This is a genomic window from Streptomyces sp. NPDC047453 (assembly GCF_040643155.1).
GTDB lineage: Bacteria > Actinomycetota > Actinomycetes > Streptomycetales > Streptomycetaceae > Streptomyces.
The window spans coordinates 1-21,081 of sequence record NZ_JBEYTS010000002.1; the positions used below are offsets into that span (position 1 = coordinate 1).

Annotated in this window: 23 protein-coding genes and 1 pseudogene; 17 read left to right on the forward strand and 7 right to left on the reverse strand. The window is 74.4% G+C overall.

All coding sequences use genetic code 11. The annotated features are described in order from the left end of the window. The 8 genes from ABZ818_RS02555 to ABZ818_RS02590 all read left to right on the forward strand — a co-directional run. On the forward strand, positions 1-351 hold a 351-nt coding region (locus tag ABZ818_RS02555; protein WP_361409625.1), incomplete at its 5' end, for a GvpL/GvpF family gas vesicle protein. Positions 352-355: 4 nt separating this feature from the next. Then, a complete protein-coding gene (locus ABZ818_RS02560; RefSeq protein WP_361409628.1) occupies positions 356-643 on the forward strand; it encodes a gas vesicle protein GvpG in 288 nt (95 codons plus the stop codon). Continuing rightward, complete coding sequence (locus ABZ818_RS02565) at positions 640-1,347, forward strand: DNA primase (RefSeq protein ID WP_361409631.1); 708 nt, start codon at positions 640-642, stop codon at positions 1,345-1,347. The genes ABZ818_RS02560 and ABZ818_RS02565 overlap by 4 nt, the downstream gene beginning before the upstream one ends. Next, positions 1,344-2,483, forward strand: a complete 1,140-nt coding sequence (locus ABZ818_RS02570) for an SRPBCC family protein (protein ID WP_361409634.1) — start codon at positions 1,344-1,346, stop codon at positions 2,481-2,483. Before ABZ818_RS02565 ends, ABZ818_RS02570 begins: the two co-directional genes overlap by 4 nt. Further along, positions 2,480-2,866, forward strand: a complete 387-nt coding sequence (gvpJ, locus tag ABZ818_RS02575; protein WP_361409637.1) for a gas vesicle protein GvpJ — start codon at positions 2,480-2,482, stop codon at positions 2,864-2,866. The genes ABZ818_RS02570 and gvpJ overlap by 4 nt, the downstream gene beginning before the upstream one ends. Continuing rightward, positions 2,863-3,621 (forward strand): GvpL/GvpF family gas vesicle protein, encoded by a 759-nt coding sequence (locus tag ABZ818_RS02580; RefSeq protein ID WP_361409640.1) that lies wholly within the window; start codon positions 2,863-2,865, stop codon positions 3,619-3,621. Before gvpJ ends, ABZ818_RS02580 begins: the two co-directional genes overlap by 4 nt. Continuing rightward, on the forward strand, positions 3,618-3,800 hold the full coding sequence (locus tag ABZ818_RS02585; protein WP_141356740.1) for a gas vesicle protein: 183 nt from the start codon (positions 3,618-3,620) through the stop codon (positions 3,798-3,800). The genes ABZ818_RS02580 and ABZ818_RS02585 overlap by 4 nt, the downstream gene beginning before the upstream one ends. A gap of 2 nt (positions 3,801-3,802) precedes the next feature. Beyond that, positions 3,803-4,084: a gas vesicle protein K gene (locus ABZ818_RS02590; protein WP_361409643.1), complete on the forward strand. Its 282-nt coding sequence runs from the start codon at positions 3,803-3,805 to the stop codon at positions 4,082-4,084. 46 nt (positions 4,085-4,130) lie between these two features. Here ABZ818_RS02590 and ABZ818_RS02595 read toward each other — a convergent pair whose 3' ends face one another. Both ABZ818_RS02595 and ABZ818_RS02600 read right to left on the reverse strand, forming a co-directional pair. Next, the gene (locus tag ABZ818_RS02595; RefSeq protein ID WP_361409646.1) at positions 4,131-4,949 is read right to left on the reverse strand and encodes a class I SAM-dependent methyltransferase; all 819 of its coding nucleotides are present in this window, start codon (positions 4,947-4,949) and stop codon (positions 4,131-4,133) included. A gap of 125 nt (positions 4,950-5,074) precedes the next feature. Next, a complete protein-coding gene (locus ABZ818_RS02600) occupies positions 5,075-6,568 on the reverse strand; it encodes a phosphatase PAP2 family protein (protein ID WP_361409649.1) in 1,494 nt (497 codons plus the stop codon). 75 nt (positions 6,569-6,643) lie between these two features. Between ABZ818_RS02600 and ABZ818_RS02605 the strand changes: the two genes are divergently transcribed. Beyond that, a complete protein-coding gene (locus ABZ818_RS02605; protein ID WP_361409651.1) occupies positions 6,644-7,297 on the forward strand; it encodes a histidine phosphatase family protein in 654 nt (217 codons plus the stop codon). A gap of 42 nt (positions 7,298-7,339) precedes the next feature. Then, entirely contained in the window at positions 7,340-8,959 is a 1,620-nt protein-coding gene (locus tag ABZ818_RS02610) for an ATP-binding cassette domain-containing protein (protein ID WP_361409654.1), read from the forward strand. A 25-nt stretch (positions 8,960-8,984) separates the two neighbouring features. Here ABZ818_RS02610 and ABZ818_RS02615 read toward each other — a convergent pair whose 3' ends face one another. After that, positions 8,985-10,097: a Vms1/Ankzf1 family peptidyl-tRNA hydrolase gene (locus ABZ818_RS02615; RefSeq protein ID WP_361409657.1), complete on the reverse strand. Its 1,113-nt coding sequence runs from the start codon at positions 10,095-10,097 to the stop codon at positions 8,985-8,987. 87 nt (positions 10,098-10,184) lie between these two features. Between ABZ818_RS02615 and ABZ818_RS02620 the strand changes: the two genes are divergently transcribed. Next, positions 10,185-10,433: a DUF6158 family protein gene (locus ABZ818_RS02620; RefSeq protein ID WP_361409660.1), complete on the forward strand. Its 249-nt coding sequence runs from the start codon at positions 10,185-10,187 to the stop codon at positions 10,431-10,433. A 23-nt stretch (positions 10,434-10,456) separates the two neighbouring features. Here ABZ818_RS02620 and ABZ818_RS02625 read toward each other — a convergent pair whose 3' ends face one another. Next, the gene (locus ABZ818_RS02625; protein ID WP_361409663.1) at positions 10,457-10,999 is read right to left on the reverse strand and encodes a type 1 glutamine amidotransferase domain-containing protein; all 543 of its coding nucleotides are present in this window, start codon (positions 10,997-10,999) and stop codon (positions 10,457-10,459) included. 98 nt (positions 11,000-11,097) lie between these two features. Beyond that, a complete protein-coding gene (locus ABZ818_RS02630; RefSeq protein WP_361409666.1) occupies positions 11,098-11,499 on the reverse strand; it encodes a DUF2795 domain-containing protein in 402 nt (133 codons plus the stop codon). 286 nt (positions 11,500-11,785) lie between these two features. Here ABZ818_RS02630 and ABZ818_RS02635 point away from each other — a divergent pair, with 286 nt between their 5' ends. From ABZ818_RS02635 to ABZ818_RS02650, 4 genes and pseudogenes are all read left to right on the forward strand, one after another. Further along, positions 11,786-12,580, forward strand: coding sequence for an RNA polymerase sigma factor SigF (locus ABZ818_RS02635; RefSeq protein WP_361409669.1), 795 nt, complete (start codon positions 11,786-11,788; stop codon positions 12,578-12,580). A 165-nt stretch (positions 12,581-12,745) separates the two neighbouring features. Next, positions 12,746-14,014, forward strand: coding sequence for a hypothetical protein (locus ABZ818_RS02640; RefSeq protein WP_361409672.1), 1,269 nt, complete (start codon positions 12,746-12,748; stop codon positions 14,012-14,014). Positions 14,015-14,250: 236 nt separating this feature from the next. Beyond that, the gene (locus ABZ818_RS02645; RefSeq protein WP_361409675.1) at positions 14,251-15,501 is read left to right on the forward strand and encodes an aminotransferase class I/II-fold pyridoxal phosphate-dependent enzyme; all 1,251 of its coding nucleotides are present in this window, start codon (positions 14,251-14,253) and stop codon (positions 15,499-15,501) included. Further along, positions 15,498-16,568, forward strand: a pseudogene (locus tag ABZ818_RS02650) (MBL fold metallo-hydrolase). The gene ABZ818_RS02645 and the pseudogene ABZ818_RS02650 overlap by 4 nt, the downstream one beginning before the upstream one ends. A gap of 42 nt (positions 16,569-16,610) precedes the next feature. Here the strand turns inward: ABZ818_RS02650 and ABZ818_RS02655 are convergent. Continuing rightward, positions 16,611-17,252, reverse strand: coding sequence for a DedA family protein (locus tag ABZ818_RS02655; protein WP_361409678.1), 642 nt, complete (start codon positions 17,250-17,252; stop codon positions 16,611-16,613). Beyond that, entirely contained in the window at positions 17,249-18,022 is a 774-nt protein-coding gene (locus ABZ818_RS02660; protein ID WP_361409681.1) for an MBL fold metallo-hydrolase, read from the reverse strand. The genes ABZ818_RS02655 and ABZ818_RS02660 overlap by 4 nt, the downstream gene beginning before the upstream one ends. Positions 18,023-18,108: 86 nt before the next feature. Between ABZ818_RS02660 and ABZ818_RS02665 the strand changes: the two genes are divergently transcribed. Together ABZ818_RS02665 and ABZ818_RS02670 are read left to right on the forward strand one after the other, a co-directional pair. Continuing rightward, positions 18,109-18,546, forward strand: coding sequence for a hypothetical protein (locus tag ABZ818_RS02665; RefSeq protein WP_361409684.1), 438 nt, complete (start codon positions 18,109-18,111; stop codon positions 18,544-18,546). A gap of 453 nt (positions 18,547-18,999) precedes the next feature. Continuing rightward, positions 19,000-21,072, forward strand: a complete 2,073-nt coding sequence (locus ABZ818_RS02670; RefSeq protein WP_361409687.1) for a phage holin family protein — start codon at positions 19,000-19,002, stop codon at positions 21,070-21,072. The last annotated feature ends 9 nt before the right edge of the window (positions 21,073-21,081 follow it).

Consider the following 21,081-nt stretch of genomic DNA (forward strand, 5'->3'; position numbering starts at 1 on the left):
CGGCGCTCCGGCGGCGGGGGTTACCAGGACAAGCTCCGGCTCGGTGAGCTGGTCGCGGCCGCCGTGCAGGCCCGCGAGGCCGACGACGCCCGCGACATCGTCCACGCGCTGGAGCCGTACGCCGCCGCGGTCAGCGACGGCCCGCCCTCCACCGGCTGGCTCGTCAACACCTCCTTCCTGGTCGACCGCGAGGCGGCCGAGGAGTTCGTGACCGCCGTCGAACAAGCCCGCAAGGACCTGCCCCACCTCGAACTACGCGTCAACGGCCCCCTGCCGCCGTACAGCTTCGTCGAACCCGGCCCCGCCGAACCCGCGAGCACCACGGCCGGAGCCGACACAGGAGCGGGGTGACGTCATGGGACTCATCTCCGAAGTACTGCTGCTGCCGTTCGCGCCGGCACGCGGAAGCGCCTGGGCGATCCGGCAGGTACTGCGCGAGGCCGAGCGCATCTACTACGACCCGGCCACGGTGCAGGCCGAACTCGCGCGACTGGAACAGCAGTTGGAGGCGGGCGAGATCAGCGCCGAGGAGTTCGACCGCAGGGAGGACGAGCTTCTGGACCGGCTCGAGACCGGCCTGCGCTCAGGCACGGAGACAGGCACAGAGACAGGCGCGGAGACAGGCGAGGAGACGGCACGATGAACAAAGTGGGACTCGGCCTCGCGCTAGGGGCCGGTTACCTCCTGGGACGGACGAAGAAGGCGAAGCTCGCCCTCACGGTGGGCAGCCTGGTGGCGGGCAAGAAGCTGAACCTCGGTCCGGGCGGGATCGCGCAGCTGGTCAACCAGCAACTGACGAGCAACCCGCAGCTCAAGGAGATCGGCGACCAGCTGCGCGACGACCTGAAGGGCGTGGGCAAGGCGGCTTCGGGAGCCATGGTCGAACGGCAGATGACCGCGCTCGCCGACCGGCTGCACGGGCGGACCGCGCAGGTCCGCGACGAGCTGGCCGGCGTCGTGCCGCAGCCCGGCGGGGACGAGGAGACCGAGAGGGAGGACGCGTACTCGGACGACTACGAGGACGAGTACGAGGACCGGGGGGAGGGCCGCGAGGCCGGGGAGGAGAGCCGGGGCGGGTCCGGGGACCGGGACGGACCGGGACGGAAGGAAGCGGCCAGGAAGGCCCCCGCGAAGAAGGGACCGGCCAAGAAGGCGCCTCCGAAGGCCGCCAAGAAGGCGTCGGCGGGCGCACCGGCCCGGAAGGAAGTGGCGAAGAAGGCCCCCGCCAAGAAGGCGGCGGCGAAGAAGACCGCGGCCGGGAGGACGGCCGCGAAGAGGACGGCCGCGGCCGGCGGCGCGACCCGCGCTGCCCGCTCCCGGCGGCCGAAGGGTGGTGGTGACCGATGACCGAGGCCCTCGGATCCGCGACCTCCGCGGCCGGCGGCGCGGCGCGCGGCGCGGCGAAGGAAAGCCCGCTGAGCGACCTCGCCCACAGCGAGGCCGCCGACCGGCTCAAGGCCGAGGTGCAGGACTACCTCGCCGTCCAGGCCCAGCGACTGCTGGTCGGCTTCGGCCACAAGCTCGGCGAGACCACCGGCATGCTCAACGACATAGCCGAGGGCAAAAGCCCGGGCTTCGCCAAGCTCGCCCTCGACGCCGCACGCAAGGTCGCCCAGGGCAAGGGCCCGGTGCGCACGGTCCTGGAGCTGGGCGCCTCCCGGGCCAAGGACAACGTCATGGGCGCGCTGAAGAACCTCGGAGGTGGCGGCGGGGGCAAGCGCAAGCGCGGCGGGGGCAACAAGCCCACCGTCATCATCGAGTCCGTCGATGTCGGCGTGCCGCTGCGCACCGCCTACGACCAGTGGACCCAGTTCCAGGACTTCAGCACCTTCGCCAAGGGCGTCAAGAGCGCGAGCCGCGCCGACGACACCTCCTCCGACTGGCAGTTGAAGGTGTTCTGGTCCAGCCGAAGCTGGAAGGCCCACACCACCGAGCAGGTGGCCGACCAGCGCATCCAGTGGACGTCGGAGGGAGCGAAGGGCACCACGAAGGGTGTCGTCTCCTTCCACCGCCTCGAGGAGAACCTCACCCGGGTCCTGCTGGTCATGGAGTACTACCCGAGCGGCTTCTTCGAGAAGACCGGGAACATCTGGCGGGCCCAGGGCCGCCGCGCCCGGCTGGACCTGAAGAACTACGTCCGCTTCGTCACCCTCAAAGGAGAGGCCGACGAGGGCTGGCGTGGCGAGATCCGCGACGGCGAGGTCGTCCGCAGCCACGAGGACGCGGTGGCCGAGGAGGAGCGGGAGTCCGAGGAGGAGGCCGGATACGAGGACGAGGAGCAGCCGTACGAGGAGGAGGAGAACGGCGAGTACGAGGCCGAGGAGGAAGAGCCCGAGGAGGAGCCCGAGGCGGAGGAAGACGAGGAGTACGAGCCCGCAGAGTCCGGGGAGCCCGAGGACGAGGGAGAGCCCGAGTACGAGGACGAGGAAGAGGAAGAAGAGGAGCCCGAGTACGAGTACGCCGAGGGCGGGGGCCGCCGATGACGACGCCCAGCCGACTGCCCGAACCGTACGGCCCGAGCAGCGGGGCCAACCTCGCCGACATCCTCGAGCGCGTGCTCGACAAGGGCATCGTCATCGCGGGCGACATCCGCATCAACCTGCTCGACATCGAACTGCTCACCATCAAGCTCCGGCTCGTCGTCGCCTCGGTCGACAAGGCCAAGGAGATGGGCATCGACTGGTGGGAGAGCGACCCGGCGCTCTCGTCCCGCGCCCGCCGCGATGAACTCGCCCGGGAGAACGCGGAGCTGCGCGAGCGGCTGGCGCGACTGGAGGAACTGGAGCTGGACCGTGGCCGCCCGGAGCCCGGCCGCCTGGACCGGGGCCGCGTGGACCAGGGCCGCGCCCGCAAGGAGGCACCATGACCGGACTGCGGTACGTCTACGCCGTCTGCCGGCCCCTCGGCGCGCCCCTCCAGGCGCAGCTGACCGGGGTGGCGGGCGCCCCGGCCAAGCAGCTCAACCACCACGGCCTGGTCGCCGTCATCAGCGAGGTGCCGGAGCGTGACTTCGGCGAGGGCCCGCTGCACGCCCATCTGGAGGACCTCGACTGGCTCGCCGCCACCGCCCGCGCCCACCAGGGCGTCGTCGACGCGCTGACCGTCGTCACCACACCGCTGCCGCTCAGGCTCGCCACCGTCTTCCGGGACGACAGCGCCGTGCGCTCGATGATCGAGGCCCGTGAGGACCACATCCGCCGCACCCTGGACCGGCTGGAGGGGCGTGTGGAGTGGGGCGTGAAGATCTACGCCGAGACCGAGCAGCCCCAGCAGGCCGCGCAGCCCGCGCCCAAGGCCGCGTCGGGCCGGGACTATCTGCGCCAGCGGCGGCAGCAGGCCCGGGCGGGCGAGGACTTGTGGCAGAAGGCGGAGACCTTCGCGACCCGGCTGCACGAGCAGCTCTCCGCCTTCGCCGAGGAGTCCCGGCTGCACGCCCCGCAGAACCCCACCCTCTCCGGCGCGGCGGGGCGGAACGTGCTCAACGCCGCCTACCTGGTGCCGCGCGGCGACTCCGAGGAGTTCGTGGAGCTCGTGGACCGCACGAAGGACGACGTGCCTGGGCTGCGCGTGGAGCTCACCGGGCCCTGGGCGGCGTACTCCTTCGCGGGGGAGGAGGCGTGACGGTCGTCGAACGCCGTGAGATCGCCCTGGTCGACCTGCTCGACCGGCTGCTGGCCGGCGGTGTCGTCATCACCGGGGACATCACCCTGCGCATCGCCGACGTGGACCTCGTCCGCATCGACCTGAACGCGCTGATCAGTTCGGTGAACGCCCAAGTGCCGTCACCCTTCGAGGAGTAGCCGTGGCCCCGCGCAAGCGACTGGATCTGGAACCCGACACGGTCGAGCGGGACCTGGTGAAGCTCGTGCTCACCGTCGTGGAACTATTGCGCCAGCTCATGGAGCGGCAGGCGCTGCGCCGCTTCGACGAGGGGGACCTGAGCGAGGAGCAGGAGGAGCGGATCGGTCTCACGCTCATGCTCCTGGAGGACCGCATGGCCGAGCTGCGCGACCGGTACGGACTGCGGCCCGAGGACCTGAATCTGGACCTCGGACCGCTGGGACCCCTGCTTCCCCGGCAGTGACGCTTCGGGAACGGCGGCGGAGAGGTCCGCAAGGAGCGCTGGTGAATCAGCCCTCCTTGCGGCACAGGATCTCCCCGTGCAGGACCGCGAACCAGCCGTCGTGCCGCTCGCCCCACTCCCGCCATGCCGCCGACACGGCCCGCAGCCGCTCCTCGGTCGCGTGTCCGCCCGCGACGGCGCGCTCGGCGTACGCCGACGCCAGGGTGCGGTCGGCCCAGAGCCCGCTCCACCAGGCGCGCTCGTCCTCGGTGGCGTAGGTCCAGGTGCCGGAGGTGGCCGTGACGTCGGTGAAGCCGGCCGCCAGCGCCCAGGACCGCAGTCGGCGTCCGGCGTCCGGCTCGCCCCCGTTGGCGCGGGCGACCCGTCGGTACAGGTCCAGCCAGTCGTCCAGCCCCGGCTCCCGCGGGTACCAGGTCATCGCCGCGTAGTCCGCGTCGCGGACGGCGACGTACCCGCCCGGCTTCGTCACCCGCCGCATCTCGCGCAGTGCCTGCACGGGGTCCCCCACGTGCTGGAGCACCTGGTGGGCGTGGACGACGCAGAACGTGTCGTCGGGATGGTCGAGGGCGTGCACGTCGGCCACCGCGAAGTCGACGTTGGTCAGGCCCCGCCCGGCGGCTGTGGCGCGGGCCTGCTCCAGGACGCCGGGCGCCCGGTCGACACCCGTGACGTGCCCTTGGGGGACCAGGGCCGCCAGGTCGGCGGTGATGGTGCCGGGACCGCAGCCGATGTCGAGGATCCTCATGTGCGGCTGGAGCGAGCCGAGCAGGTAGGCCGCGGAGTTGGCGGCGGTGCGCCAGGTGTGCGAACGCAGCACGGACTCGTGGTGCCCGTGCGTGTAGACGGCCGTCTCCCGCTTCGGCATGGCTGTACCCCTTCTCGTCCCCTGACCCCGTGGGCCCGCGGCCCCGGGCGGCACGGATCACGGTACGCCTCCGTGCCGGATGGTGAGACCTCGATTTCAGCATTCGGACGGACGGGGGCAGGTGGTCAGTCTCCGGGCAGCGGCCGGTACACCGCCAGCGCCTCGGGCAGCTTCTCCAGCCACAGCTCGTCCTCCACCTCCATCACCTCGCCGTCGTGGGCGAGCAGGGTGCCGGGCGCGACACCGGTCAGGCGCAGGCGCTTCACCTGGACCGCGGCGTGGGCGGGGGACCGGGTCAGCGGGCCGGCCAGAGCCGCGGACAGCAGGCGCAGCGCCGGCCTGCGGCCCCCGTGCACCACCCGGACGTCGAGCTTTCCGTCCGTCAGGTCGAGCCGGCGGCCCGGCGCGAGCCCCATGCGGTGGTACGTGCCGTTTCCGGCGAACAGCAGCCACAGCGGGTGGGTGCGGCCCTGCACCACCGCCCGCAGCGGATGGCGGTCGGCGCTCAGCACCTTCAGCGTCGCCAGCACCCCGGCCGGCCAGCCGCCGATCCGGCCGGACCAGCGCTCGCGCTCGCGCACCAGCTCCGGGTACAGGCCGAGGCTGAAGGTGTTGAGGAAGACGCCCCGCTTGCTCCCGGAGCGGAAGCGGCCCACGTCCACGCGTACGCCGTGACCGTGCTCCAGGGCCCGGCCGAGGGCCCGCGCGTCCTCCACGCCGAGGTCGTGGGCAAAGTGGTTCAGCGTGCCGCCGGGCAGTACCGCGAGCGGCAGGCCGCGGCGCAGGGCGACCTCGGCGGCCGCGTTCACGGTGCCGTCGCCGCCGCACACCCCGAGCACCCGGGCGCGGTCCGCCGCCTTCTCCAGCTCGGCCTGGACCTCCCCCGGTTCGCACTCGACGACGTCCGCCTCCGGCAGTACGTCCCGCAGCGCGCCGGCGCGGTCCGCGGTGCCGGAGGCCCGGTTGGCCACGAGCACCAGGCCCGCGCCGCCGGGCAGCGCCGGCAGATCGGCGCGGGGGTGGGGCGGCGGGCCGGTCTGCGCGCGGGTGGGCACCAGGGCCCGTGCCGCGAACGCGACGCCGGCGCCCAGTGCGGCCCCCGCCAGGACGTCGCTCGGGAAGTGGACGCCGGTGTAGACGCGCGAGAGCGCCACCGACGCGGCGACGGGGGCCACCGCCGCGCCCCAGGCCGGGGACTCCAGGGCGACGCCGGTCGCGAAAGCGGCCGCGGACGCCGCGTGCCCGGACGGGAACGACGTGGTGAACGGCTGCCGCTTGAGCCGGCGCATGATCGGGACGGGATCCAGGACCGGCCGGTCGCGGCGCACCGAACGCTTGCCCAGGGTGTTGACGGTGAGGGACGCCAGGCTCAGGGAGGCCAGGCCGCGGACGGCTGCCCGGCGGGCCCTCGGGGTGCGGCTCGCCGAGATGGCGGCCGCCGCCGCGCACCACAGCACACCGTGGTTCGCGGCCCGGCTCAGCCTCGGCAGCACGGGCCCGGCGCCGGGCCAGCGGCGCTCGGCCGCGAACTCGAACAGCCGGCCGTCCAGGGCCGTCAGGCGCTTCAGGACGGCGCGGGCGCCGGTCTTCGGGACGGTGAGGTCGACGTCTGGGCTCATACCGGCACCGTTACCCTGAAGTCGCCGTTTCTTGTGTGCGCGGGGCGGCACACCGGCCGTCGTAGGGACCCTTGCATGCGTCTGCTCCTCATCCGCCACGCCCAGACCCCCTCCAACGTGGACCACCTGCTGGACACGCGGATCCCCGGGCCGGGCCTGACCGAACTCGGCGAACGGCAGGCCGCCGCGCTGCCGCAGGCACTCGCCGGCGAGGACATCGAGGCGCTCTACGCCTCCACGCTGGTCCGCACCCAGCTCACCGCCGGGCCCCTGGCCGCCGTCCGCGGACTCGACGTGATCGTCCGCGACGGCATCCGCGAGGTGTCGGCGGGCGACCTGGAGACGGAGCCGGGCGACTCCGAGCGCGGACAGGTCTACATGCGCACGCTGCTGGGCTGGGCCGCCGGTGACCCCCGGACGCGTATTCCCGGCGGCGAGAGCGGCACCGAGGTACTGGCCCGCTACGACGCCGTCGTCGCCGAGGCCACCGCGGACGGCGCCGGAACCGTCGCCATGGTCAGTCACGGCGCGGCCATCCGCCTGTGGACCGCGGTCCGCGCCCGCAACCTCGACGCGGAGTTCGCCGCCACCCACCCCCTGGAGAACACCGGCGTGGTGGTCCTCCAGGGCTCGGCCGACGCCGGATGGACGGCCCTGACGTGGGCGGACGCGGTCGTCATCCCGGCGCGGGAGAGCGGCCCGGCGGGACGGCCCGTGGACTTCGGATAAGCGTTTGCCCGGCCCGCGCGGTCGCGGCCAGAATGCCTGACCATGGGACATCTGGAAGCCGCGCACCTGGAGTACAGCCTTCCCGACGGGAGGACGCTGCTCGGCGATGTGTCCTTCCGGGTGGGCGAGGGGGCCGCCGTGGCCCTCGTCGGACCCAACGGCGCGGGCAAGACCACCCTGCTCCGCATGGTCTCCGGCGAGCTGAAGCCGCACGGCGGCACCGTGACCGTCAGCGGCGGTCTCGGTGTGATGCGGCAGTTCGTGGGGTCGGTGCGGGACGAGACGACCGTGCGCGACCTGCTCGTGTCGGTCGCGTCGCCGCGGGTGAGGGAGGCCGCGCGGGCCGTCGACACGGCCGAGCACGCCATCATGACCGTCGACGACGAGGCCGCCCAGCTCCAGTACGCGCAGGCGCTGGCCGACTGGGCGGAGGCGCGCGGCTACGAGGCCGAGACGCTGTGGGACATGTGCACGACGGCCGCGCTCGGCATGCCCTACGACAAGGCGCAGTGGCGGCAGGTGCGCACGCTGTCCGGCGGCGAGCAGAAGCGGCTGGTGCTGGAGGCGCTGCTGCGCGGCACGGACGAGGTGCTGCTGCTCGACGAGCCGGACAACTACCTCGACGTGCCCGGCAAGCGCTGGCTGGAGGAGCGTCTGAAGGAGACCCGCAAGACGGTGCTGTTCGTCTCCCACGACCGTGAACTCCTCGCCCGCGCCGCCGGCCGGATCGTCTCCCTCGAACCCGGCCCGGCCGGCGCCGACGCCTGGGTGCACGGCGGCGGTTTCGCCACCTACCACGAGGCCCGGCGCGAGCGCTTCGCCCGCTTCGAGGAGTTGCGCAGGCGCTGGGACGAGAAGCACGCGCAGCTGAAGAAGCTGGTGCTGAACCTGCGGCAGGCCGCCACCGTCAGCCATGAACTGGCCTCCCGCTACCAGGCCGCCCAGACCCGGCTGCGCAAGTTCGAGGAGGCCGGTCCGCCGCCGGAGCCGCCGCGTGAGCAGGACATCCGCATGCGCCTGAAGGGCGGCCGCACCGGCGTCCGGGCCGTCACCTGCCAGGGCCTGGAGCTGACCGGCCTGATGCAGCCCTTCGACCTGGAGGTCTTCTACGGCGAACGCGTCGCGGTGCTCGGCTCCAACGGATCCGGCAAGTCGCACTTCCTGCGGTTGCTGGCCGGCGAGGACGTGGCGCACACCGGCATGTGGAAGCTCGGCGCGCGGGTGGTCCCCGGGCACTTCGCCCAGACCCACGCACACCCCGAGTTGGTGGGCCGCACCCTGCTGGACATCCTGTGGAAGGAGCACTCCCAGGACCGCGGCGCCGCCATGTCCCGGCTGCGCCGCTACGAACTGACCGGCCAGGCCGAGCAGACCTTCGACCGGCTCTCCGGCGGCCAGCAGGCCCGGTTCCAGATCCTGCTGCTGGAGCTGGCGGGCGCCACCGCCCTGCTCCTGGACGAGCCGACCGACAACCTCGACCTGGATTCCGCCGAGGCCCTCCAGGAAGGCCTGGAGGCCTTCGAGGGCACGGTCCTCGCGGTCACCCACGACCGCTGGTTCGCGCGCTCCTTCGACCGGTTCCTGGTCTTCGGCAGCGACGGCCAGGTCCGCGAGACCCCGGAGCCGGTGTGGGACGAACGGCGGGTGCGGCGGGCGCGGTAACGCACGTCTGCCGCCGCCGGGCCGCTCACTGCCGGCGCAGGACGGCGCCCAGACCGCCCGTCGGCACGTCCTCGCCGGCGGCGGCCGGGTCCAGGGACAGGGCCGTGGCGTCCTGGCAGACCGCCGAGCGGAGCAGGGCGTCGTCGGCCCGGGCCGGCCAGGAGTGCCGCTCGCCGAGGGCCTTAAGCTCCGTGCGGCGCACGGCAAGCTGGTCGGCGTCCTCGCCGATCCACACCTCGCGGTGGGCGTCGGCTCCGTCCGGGCGGATCAGCAGTTCCTCAAGACGGTGCTCGCGGGCCGCCTCGACCAGCGCGGACACCCCCTCGGCGGCCCCCGACCGACCCTCGTCGTCCGGCGTCCTGGCCGCCCGGAACCGGTCCAGCTCGGACTCGACACGCCGGTGCACGTGCTCGGCGCGGATCCGCTCCACGTCCTCGTCCAGCAGCCGGCTGCCGGTGCCGTGGGCGGCCTCCGCCACGCGGTCGTGCAGCCGCTTCGGCAGCCGCTCGCGCACCTCGCGCCGCTCCCGTTCCTCGCCGACCAGGATCAGCAGGTCGGCATCCGTCTCCTCCTGGCAGACGCTGAGCGCGTCGGCGATCTCCGCCGCGTTGTGCTCCCAGGTGTTCTCCACCTTCAGCTGGAAGTGCCGCTCCGACCAGTCCGCACCGGCCGTCCCGTGGATGGGCCACTCCAGCCCCACCACCGTCCCCGCGTCCTCCCGGCCCAGCGAGCTGCGCAGCTCGAAGTCCGCGCCTCTGCGGTCGACGTACGCGACGATCGCGACCGGATCCTCGTCCGCCAGGTCCAGCAGCGGCGCCACGCGCGGCAGCGGCGCCCACTCCGCCCGGCTGCCGCCCCGCGGCGGACGGGCCAGCAGCGGGTCGAGCACGACCGCGCCGGCCCGCGCGAACAGCACCCGCCCGTGCGGGTCGGGGACGTGGCGAAGCTCCCGTACGGCCTCCTCCACCGCTCGGCAGGTGGCCTCGTCCGCGCCCTGCCGCGCCAGCTCGCGCCCCATGGCCCGGGCCGTCAGCTCCAACTGGTGGGCCGTGTCCTCCGCGTGCCGCGAGGTGTCGACGTACACGGAGGCCCAGGGGCCCGGCTGTTCGTACAGTGGATGCAGAAAGGCGAGATCCATGGCTCCCTCCTGGGGACCGTTCGGTGGCGCCGCACGCCGGGCGGGTACCCGGACCGCAGGTACGAACACGACGAACGGGGCACCACCATGAACGGAGTCGACCCGGGACGGCTGGACGACCAGCAGCTGATGAAGGAGCTGGAGACGATCCACCGCACGCGCCACGACACGCTGCTGTACGGCTCGAACGACGCGCTGCGCGCCCACAACGAACGCATGGCGCAGCTCGAGGGCGAGTACCTGCGCCGCAACCCGCGCCGCCCGGTCGCCGCCGGCCGCACCCGCGAGGGAGCCCGGGAACGCGGATGCGGGGAGTCGGCGACTCCCCGCTTCTGAAGAAGGTCCCGGGCGCCGGCGGGTCAGCCGGCCTTCTCGGTGAGGACGTCGAGGAAGGCCTCGCAGAACGCTTTCAGATCGTCCGGCTTGCGGCTGGTGATCAGCTTGTTCGGGCCGTGGTCGCAGACCTTCACCTGCTCGTCGACCCAGATGCCGCCCGCGTTGCGGATGTCCGTCCGCAGACTCGGCCACGAGGTCAGCACCCGTCCCCGTACGACATCCGCCTCGACCAGCGTCCACGGCGCGTGGCAGATCGCGGCCACCGGACGGCCCTGCGCGAAGAACGCTCCCACGAACGCCACCGCCTTCTCGTCCATCCGCAGGAAGTCCGGGTTGGCCACGCCGCCCGGCAGGACCAGCGCGTCGAAGGAGTCGGGGGAGGCCTCGCCGACGACCGCGTCCACGGGGAACCTGTCGGCCTTGTCCAGGTGGTCGAAGGCCTGGATCTCCCCGGACTTCGTCGAGACGAGCACCGTCTCGTGACCGGCGTCCTTCGCCGCCTTCCACGGTTCGGTGAGCTCGACCTGTTCCACGCCCTCGGGCGCGGTCAGAAATGCGATGCGCATGATGCCTCAACGTCCTTTCACCGCCCCGGGGACGGGCCCTGCCGTCCCCGGGGCGCCTATCTCTCGTGGCGCCGGCCGCGGCGCCCCCGGGCACGGGCCTACGCGCGCTCCTCCCGTGCGGGCGCCTCGGTGTGCGTCAGCTCCCGGGCCAGCTCCTGCACATTGGCGTAGCGCGCCTTGCGCGGCAGTCGCTGGAGCGCCTCGATCAGCGTGTCGGGCGCGTTCTTGCGCCGGAGCTGGCGGGTCAGCTCGCCCGGACCCGCGGGAAAGGCACTGCGGCCCAGGATCCTGGCCAGTTCCAGGCGGACGGTCTCCAGGGAAGCCCGTGAGCCGCCCGGCGCCACCGGTCCGCCCCACACCTCCGGATCGTCCTCAGCGGTCGGCTCCGGGTCGTGCCACTCCTCGCTCCGCGTGGGATGGCCGGACCTCAGAAGCCCCTGCAGCTCGTGCTTCATCTCGTCGTCACGGTGGACACTCAGCCGGTCACTGCCTCGCTGCATGTCTCCCTCCAGATCGTCGGGGGTGGCCACCGCGTACCCGTGCGCGGGGAGCCGACACCGGTTTTCCGGGACGGGATGACACCCGGGGGCGGCCGGTGTCCTTCCCCGCCGCGGCGACGTGTTTGGGCGCCCGGGACCGGGGGCAGACGCGGAGCCAGTGCTTCGGACTGGAGGCACGCCCGTGGCAGCGGCGCACACGCCGCCACGCGCGGCCGTCCGGTCCACGCGCCCGCGCTCCCACGGTGACCGTCCACCCGAGAGGACCGCGAGGGAGCTGCGACGCACCATGCCAACGCGAGCGAGCGCCGGGCACCACCCCCACGACGACGCCCCCGCCACCGCGGAAGCCTTCCGCCGGCTTGCCGCACTCCCCCCGGGGCAGCGGCGCAACGAGGTCCGCGACGAGATCGTCGAGGCCTGGCTGCCGATGGCCGAACGGCTCGCCGGCCGGTTCCGCAGCCGCGGCGAGAGCTCCGAGGACCTGCGCCAGGTCGCCGCGCTCGGCCTGGTCAAGGCGGTCGACCGCTACGACTCCGGGCGCGGCAACGCCTTCGAGAGCTACGCCGTGCCCACCATCACCGGTGAGATCAAACGGCACTTCCGCGACCACATGTGGACGGTGCACGTCCCGCGCCGGGTGCAGGAGCTGCGCAACCGGGTCCGCTTCGCCTCCCAGGACCTCTCCCGGACGATCTCCGGCCGCGGCCCCACCGTCACCGAGATCGCCGAGCACGCCCACCTCAGCGAGGAGGAGGTGCGGATCGGGCAGGAGGCGCTGGAGAGCTTCACCGCGCTCTCGCTCGACGCGGAACTGCCCGGCAGCGAGGACGGCTACTCCCTGAGCGACAGCCTGGGTTCGCCCGACCCGGCCCTGGACACCGTGGTGGACCGCGAGTCGGTCAGGCCGCGGCTGGCGGCGCTGCCCGAACGGGAGCGGGCCATCCTGTACATGCGGTTCTTCGGCGACATGACGCAGAGCCGGATCGCCGAGCAACTGGGCATCTCGCAGATGCACGTGTCCCGGCTGATCAACCGGTGCTGCGACCGGCTGCGGGAGCAGGTGATGCGGGAGGGCGTGTAGGGGCGGCCCCGCTTCCGGGGCGGGCCGCCGGCGTCACTCGATAGGTCGTCGGTGTCCCGCCAATGGGGCTCGGCCGCGCGCGACCCGCGGCCCCAGCGGCTGAGATGGCAGCGAAGGGCACGAACCCGTGCCGCCAGCCGCCGTCGGTTCCAAGGAGCCCCGCTCATGCGCCGTACCGTGCCCCGCGCCCTGCCCGCCGCCGTCCTGGCCGGAGCCATAGCGGGCGGCGCCGCGTCGGCCGCCTTCGCGAGCCCGGTCGCGCCGGTCGGCTCGCACGCTCGTCCCCCCGCCCTGCGGTACGCCGCGCACACCGCCCACGCCCCGCGGACCGGTGAGGGCGCCGCCGTCACCGTCGTGTGCGGCCCGGACGGTGCCGCCTTGCGCGCCGCGGACGAGGCCTGCGCGTCGGCAGCCGGATCCGGCGCGGGCAGGCGCGGTGGGGTGTCCGCGGTCCCGTCCGGTACGGCCCGCGCCAGACCGTCCGGGGACGCGGTCCCGTCGGACGCTGCCCGCGCCAGGCCGTCCGGGGGCGCCCTCCGCGACGCGGCGGCCGCGGCACCGGCCCAGGCCCCGGCGGACACGTCGCGGGACCCGGTCCTCCAGGACGCGCCGGCCAACGACTCGTTCCGCCCCGAGTCCGGGCAGTTCTCGCTCCGTGACCCGGCCTCGGGCCGGTTCGGGCAGTCGTCGCCCCGTGAGCCTGCCCCGGGCCGACCCGCGCAGATCCCGCCCCGAGACCCGGCTTCCGGCCAGGTCCCGCGCGACCCGGCCCGCGAGACGCTCCGCGACGTACCCACCTACGACCCTTCCCGCAGCCAGGTCGTGCCGGACCTCAACGGCTCCTTCGACCCTTCCCGGCCGCAGGATTCGTTCGGAACCCAGGTCCTGCCGGGCCCGAACGCCTCCGTCGACTCTTCCCGCCCGCAGGACTTGTTCGGACCCCAGGTCCTGCCGGGCCCCAACGCCCCCTACGACCCTTCCCGCCCGCATGACTCGTTCGGACCCCAGGTCCTGCCGGGCCCGAACGCCTCCGTCGACCCTTCCCGCCCGCAGGATTCGTTCGGAACCCAGGTCCTGCCGGGGCCCAACGCCCCCTACGACCCCTCCCGGCCGCAGGACTCCCGGGACCCCTCCCGGGACCCTTTCCGTGCCCCGTCCCGAGGTCCGGACGCCGGCGGCCCGTCCCGTGACGACGGCTCGTGGGACCCCTCCCGCGGCCAGTTCGGCAACGGCCCGGACCGCGACCCGGCCGCGGGCCGCGACCCCGCGGACCGCGACCCCTCACGCGAGGCGGCGCAGCACGGTGTGCAGGCCGGTGCGGGCGGTTCGTTCACCGGTTCCCTGCCGGCCCTGATCGGCGGCGGCGCACTGATCGCGGCGGCGCTCGGCGGGGCGGTCCACCGGGTGTGGCGGCGCGGGCGGGCCGAGGCCTGACCGGGCAGCCGGAGGCCGTGCGGGGACGCGGGCCCGTGTGACCTGCCCGAGCCGGCCGGGTGGCCTTGGGACGGCGCCGCCCTGGGTACACGGAGCCCCGAAGGCACGGCCGGCGCCGTGCGGACGGACCCGCCCCCGGACACCGGGCGGTGGGCCGGGCGCACGCGGCCGCTACGGACCGGCGGCGGCACGACTCGGCGGCGCCGTACGGCATCAGGGACTTCGCGGAGGTACCCATGCGGCGGACGGACCCGGAAGGCCACGGCCCCGTCCGCTATGGTCCGTCGGCCCTCCCCGACGACGGACTGCCGGTGCTGCCGGAGGTGTCCGCCGCGCTCGCCGGGGCCGCGAACCGGACCCGGCGCGGACCGATCGGCGGCGGCACCGAACTGCTGGACGCCGCCTGTGGGTACTGGCTGCGACGCGGACTGCCCACCCGGCCCGGCCGGGTGGCGGCCGCACCCGGCGCACCCGCCCTGCTGCTCGCGCTGACGGCCACGCTCGGCGGCGACGTCCTGGTGCCCCGGCCCTGCGCGGCCTGGTGGGCGCCGTACGCGCGCCTGCTGGGCACCCCCGCCTTCCCCGTGGCGACGCCGGCCGAGTGCGGCGGCGTCCCCGACCCGTACGCCCTGCTGGAAACCGTCCGCAGGGTCCGTGCCGAGGGCGGCGACCCCCGGCTGCTCGTGCTGTCCGTCGCCGACGACCCCACCGCCACCGTGGCACCGCCGGAGGTGCTGCACGAGACCGTCGAGGCCGCCACGGCCGAGGGACTGCACCTGGTCAGCGACGAGACCTGGCGCGACACCGTGCACGCGCCGCACGAGACGGTGCTGCTCAGTCCCGCCGAGATGCTGCCCGACCGGGTCACCGTCGTCACCGACCTCGCCGGCCCCTTCCTGCCCGCCGGCTGGCCCGCCGCGATCGCCCGCTTCCCCGCCGGCGCCACCGGCGAGGCCCTGCACGCGCGGGTGCTCGACGTCCTCACCGCACTGGACGCCCGTGTCGCCGAACCGGTCGCCGTCGCGGCCGCCCGCGTCCTCGACGAACCCGGGCCGGTCACCGCGCGCCTGGCGGCCTCGGTACGCCTGCACGCGCGCGTGGCGCGGGCCGTCCACGCGGCCCTGGTCGCCGCGGGCGCGCTCGCCCTGCCGCCGCAGGCCGGTCGCCACCTCTATGCCGACCTCGGCCCGCTGCGCTCCGCGTTCGACGCCCACGCGGTCGGCGACGCACAGGAGTTGGAGGACTTCCTCACCACCCGCCTGGAACTGCCCGTGCACGGCGGCCACCGCTTCGGCGACGACCTCGGCGCGCTGCGCGTGCGGCTGTCCACCGCGGAACTCCTCGGCCGCACCGACGAGGAACGCGCGGAATGCCTCCTGTCCCCCGAGCCGTTGGAACTGCCACACGTGCAACGCGCGTTGCTCTCCTTGAGGTCGGTACTCGACGATCTCCGCGACGACGCTCAGCGATGGGAGCCTCCTCGATGACGCAGCAGTCCGAGTCGACCACGTCCACGAGCACCACCGCCCAGGAGGCCGACGATCCCGCGGCCTCGTCCCTCCTGACCTCCCCGCCCGCCCCGTTCCCGCCGCTGGCCGAACCCCGGCCGCTGGCGGAGCGGCGGGTGTGGCCGCGCACCTTCCACGACCGGCTCACCGCCCCGCTGCCCGGTCTGAAGGCCTTCGCCCGGTTCGCCCGCGAGGGCGCCCTGCGGCCGGACAAGGAGGCCCTCGCCGACATCCCGCTGCTGCCGTACCGGCCCGCCGATCTGCCCCGCGTGGACACCCGTACCGTCGCCGTCAGTTGGGCGGGGCACGCGAGCTGGGTGGTCCGGATCGGCGGGCTGACCGTGCTGACCGACCCGGTGTGGTCGCGCCGCATCATCGGCACCCCGGCCCGGGTCACGCCCGTCGGCGTGGCCTGGGAGGCGCTGCCGCACGTCGACGCGGTCGTCATCAGCCACAACCACTACGACCACCTGGACGCGCCCACCCTGCGCCGACTCCCGCGCGACACCCCGGTGTTCGTGCCGGCCGGACTCGGCCGCTGGTTCCAGCGGCGCCGGTTCACCCGCGTCACCGAACTGGACTGGTGGGAGGCGGCCGAACTGTCCGGAGTCCGCCTCGACTTCGTCCCCGCACACCACTGGTCCAAGCGCACCCTCACCGACACCTGCCGCAGCCTGTGGGGCGGCTGAGTGCTCACCGACCCCGACGGGCAGCGCGTGTACTTCGCCGGCGACACGGGCTACGGCCATTGGTTCTCCCGCATCGGCCGCCGCTACCCCGGCATCGACCTCGCCCTGCTCCCCATCGGCGCCTACGACCCCCGCTGGTGGCTCAGCGACGTCCACTGCGACCCGGAGGAAGCCGTCCAGGCCGCCCAGGACCTCGGCGCCCGGCACATGGCGCCCATGCACTGGGGCACCTTCGTCCTCTCCGCCGAACCCCTCCTGGAACCCCTGACCCGGGTCCGCAGGGCCTGGCAGGAGGCCGGCCTTCCCCGGGAACGGCTGTGGGACCTGCCGGTGGGCGCCTCCCGGGTCCTGGAGTAGCGGCCGGTCGCCGCCCCCTCGCGTTCGGAGCCCCCGCCGAGGTCAGTGCGAGCGGTGGACCGGGATCAGCCGGCGCAGGCGGCGCCATACGGAGGGGGCGGCGCCCAGCAGGACGGTCAGCGCGATCGCGCTGACCACGCCTTCCCAGGGCTCCTCGAACAGGGAGCCGCCGAGGAGGCCGATCAGCTGGTACGTCACCGCCCAGGCCAGGCACGCGGGGAGGTTGCCCCGGGAGAAGCGGCGCAGCGGCCACTTCGCCAGCAGGCAGGCCAGCATCACCGGTATGCGGCCCGCCGGGACGAGGCGGGACAGGACCAGGACCGCGACCCCGTGCTCGGTCAGCTTCCGCTGCGCCTGCGCCAGCCGGTCCTCCGGGGCGCGCGTGCGGATCGCCTCCAGCCAGCGCGATCCGTTCCTCGACCCCAGTCCGCGCCGCCCCAGCCAGTACAGCGCCGCGTCCCCGAGGAACGCGGCCAGCGACGCCGTCAGGAACACCAGCGCCAGCGAGAACGGCGCCGTCTGGTGCAGGGCGACCACCGCCGCCGAACTGACCAGCGCACCCGTCGGCACCACCGGCACCAGCGCCCCGATCAGCACCAGCAGGAACAGCGAGGGATACCCGAGCGCCTGCTGGGTGGACTCCGGCGGCACCACCGAGGTCACGGCGGCGGCGATCCGTATCACCGGGCGCCCTCCAGGCGCACGCTCTCCCCGTGCCCGAGCCGGTGCACCGCGACCCCCGGCGCACGCTCGGCGGCGAGGCGCGCGAACTCGTCACCCGGCGCATGGAACTCATGGGGGCGCACGGCGTCCATCCCGATCGGCCAGTACGTGCCGTAGTGCACCGGCACTGCGCTCCCCGGCGCCAGCCGGGCCAGCGCCTGCGCCGCCCGTCCCGCGTCCAGATGCCCCGCACCGAGGTACGGTCCCCAGCCGCCCACCGGCAGCAGCGCCGCGTCGACCGGTCCGACCTCCTCGGCCATCGTCTCGAACAGGCCGGTGTCCCCGGCGAAGTACGTCCGCGCCTCGCCCTCGACGACGTAGCCGAGCGCCGGCGAACGGTGCCGCCCGACCGGCAGCCGGCGCCCGTCGTGCCGGGCCGGCACCACCCGTACGACGACACCGCCGACCTCGACCCGGTCACCGGGCGTCACCTCGGTGATGCGTAGGTGGGCGAGCCGGCGCAGTCCCGCGACCGCCCCGAGTGCGCCCCGGGGCACCAGCAGGCGCGTGCCCGGCTCCAGCCTGGCCAGTGAGGGTACGTGCAGATGGTCGGCGTGCAGGTGGGAGACCAGGGCCACGTCCGCGTGCCAGGCGGTGGGCGGCGGTGGCGCGCCGCGGCGGCGGCGCAGGTGCGCGAGCCGGCGGGCGAACAGGGGATCGGTCAGCACGCGGACGTCCGAGTCCTCGACCGTGCAGGTGGCGTGACCCCACCAGGTGATCTCCACCGGCACTCCTTTGCCTCCTTCGTGCGACTCCCCCTGAGCCTACGGGCAGGAGTAGGGTCGGCGGCGGAAACCCGGAGGTGAGGGGGGACGCCATGGGAGAAGTGCGGGATGCCCCCGGCGGGGGCGCTCCGGCGGCCGTCCGCGTCACGGCGATCGCGAGCCTGACGCCCCTGGAGGAGCTGAACGACGACCCCTTCCTGGTGGACTCCCGCGGCCAGCACGCGATGTGCGCCCGCTGGGCGGCCGAGCACGGCTACGTGATCGCGCGGGAACTGCTCGTCCGGGGGCTGCGGGCCGACCACCTCGCCCTGTGGGAGGGAGTGCGCCCGGGCGTGGACCTGTTCGTCGCGCCCAGCCGGCGGGTGCTGGAGCGGGCGCTGTCCTCCGTGGAGGAGTTCACCGCGGAGTGCGCGCGACGCGGGGTCCGGGTGGAGACGGTGGGCCAGGCCGAGCCCGCGTACGACGCCCAGATGAAGGCCCACGTACACCGCCGCCTCTCCATGCCGACCGCCGGCTACGACGGCCGCTGACCCAGCCCGCCGCCCACACCGTCCCACCGACGACGGCCCGGTCACACGGCCGATGGCCGCGCGCCGGCCGGTCGGCTCCGTGGTGCGCCGGCCCTGCGAGCGGGGCGGCCGTGCGGCCGAGGGTCAGGGCGACGAAAGGGGGAGTGGCCGGCTCCGGTGGGCCGGTGCCGTGCGGTCGGAGGCGCCGCAGGCCGGGACCGGAGGGCCGGGGATCCGGCGCGTCCGACGGCCCGGACCGCGCCCCGCACCGTCTCCGGACCCCCATCGCGTCACCGGTGCGCTCGGCGCCGTCGGCGCGGCGGGGCTGAGCGCGGGTGCGTCGGCGAGCGCCGGTGGCGGGGCCGTGATGATGGGTGTTACCGCAGGTCACGGGGGTTTGTGGGGGTGTGTGACAAGCTGGGGTGGGTCTGCGTGGAGGCGCGGGGCGGGGGCGGGAACGGAGGATGTGCCGGCATGGGTGGCGGGCGGCGGTGGCGGCGGGCCGCCAGTCAGGTCGGGCGCAGTGTCGCCGTGTGGGCCGTCTCCACGGTCACCCTGCTCGTGCTCGCCGGGATCCTGCCGGACTTCCAGTTGCAGTCGCCCGACGGCGACAGCGCCACCACCGTCGCCGTGACCGCCGCGCTCGGCGCGGGCGCCTTCGGTGTGCTGTCCGCCGTGGTGTGGCCGCTGCTCGTCCGGCTGCTGCTGCTCGTGCCCGCGCTGGTCCTCGGGCTGCTGGTGTTCTTCCTCAACGGCTCACTGCTCCTGCTCGCCCTGCGCATCACCCCCTCCGGACAGGCCGAGGCGGCCCCCGAGACCGCCGTCATCGTGGCCGCGGTGATGTCCGCGGTCGCCTCCGCCACCGGCGCCGCCCTCGCCGTGCGCGACGACGACGCCTACCGGCGCCGGCTCCACCGGCTCGCCGACCGCCGCCGCAGACGGCTGCCGCCCTGCTCGTCGACCCCCGGTACCGTCGTCGTCCAGCTCGACGGCGTCGGTCACGACGTGCTGCGGGACGCGGTGGACGAGGGCCTGATGCCGACCGTTGCCCGATGGCTCGGCGCCGGCGAGGGGCAGCCCACCCACCGGCTCACCCCCTGGCGCACCGACTGGTCCAGCCAGACCGGCGCCAGCCAGCTCGGCATCCTGCACGGAACCAACCACGACGTCCCCGCCTTCCGCTGGTACGAGAAGGACACCGGCGAGGTGATGGTCTGCAACCGTCCGAGCAGCGCCGTCGAACTCCAGCGCCGCGCCGTGCGGCGCACCGGCGACGGCGGACTGCTCACCGCCGACGGGGCCAGCCGCGGCAACCTCTTCGGCGGCGGCGCCGGCGAACTCGCGCTCGTCCTGTCGGTCGCGGCCCGCCGCGACCGCGCCAGCCGCTCCCGCGCGGGCTACTTCGCCTACTTCTCCGACCCCGCCAACGCCGTCCGCACCTTCCTGTCCTTCGTCGCCGACGCCGGCCGCGAGATCGGCCAGTCCCTGCGCGCCCGGCTCCGCGAGGAGCGCCCGCGTGTCTCCCGCGGCGGCCTGTACCCGCTGATCCGCGCCTTCGCGACGGTCGTCGAACGGGACGTCGTCGTGGCCGCGGTGATGGGCGACCTGCTCGCCGGGCGCACCGCCGTCTACGCCGACCTGGTGGCGTACGACGAGGTGGCCCACCACTCCGGGCCGCACAGTCGTGACGCGGCGCAGGTGCTGCGGCGTCTGGACCGCTCGCTGGCGCTGATCGAGAAGGTCGCCGAGCACGCCCCGCGCCCGTACCGGTTCGTCCTCCTGTCCGACCACGGACAGAGCCCCGGCGAGACCTTCCGCTCCCGCTACGGTCTGACCCTGGGCGACCTGGTCCGGGCCGGCTGCGGCCTGTCCGTACCGCGACGGGCGGGAAGGACGCGCAGTGGCGCCGAGGCACGGGCCGCCGTGCGGGCCGCGCTCGGCCGCCCGGTCGAGGAGAGCGGTGAGGACCGCCGGCCCGCCCGCCGCTCGGAGCCCGTCGTGCTGGCCTCCGGCAACCTCGGCCTGGTCTCCTTCCCGGACGTGCCGCACCGCATGAGCCAGGAGGAGATCGACGCCCGCCATCCCGCGCTGCTGTCCACGCTCGCCGACCACCCGGGTGTCGGCTTCCTGCTCGTGCGCAGCGAGGAGCACGGCGGTGTCGTGCTCGGCGCGCGCGGTGTACGGATACCGCTGGCCGAACTCGACGCCGATCCCGGCCCGCTCGCCCTCTTCGGCCCCGGCGCCGCCGACGCAGTACGCCGCACCCACTCCTTCCCGCACGTCGCCGACATCATGGTCAACTCCAGCCACGACCCGGCCGACGGAGAGGTTCTCGCCTTCGAGGAGCAGATCGGCTCCCACGGCGGCCTCGGCGGCGCGCAGGGCCACCCGTTCCTGCTGTCGCCGCTCGACTGCTCCCCGCCGGTACAGGAGGGCGAGGACCTCGTCGGTGCCGAGCACGTCCACCGCGTGCTGCGGCGCTGGCTGCACGAGGCCGCAGGGACCGGGACGCCGCTCACCGTGGAACCGGAGGAACGGGCCGCCTGACCCCCTGGT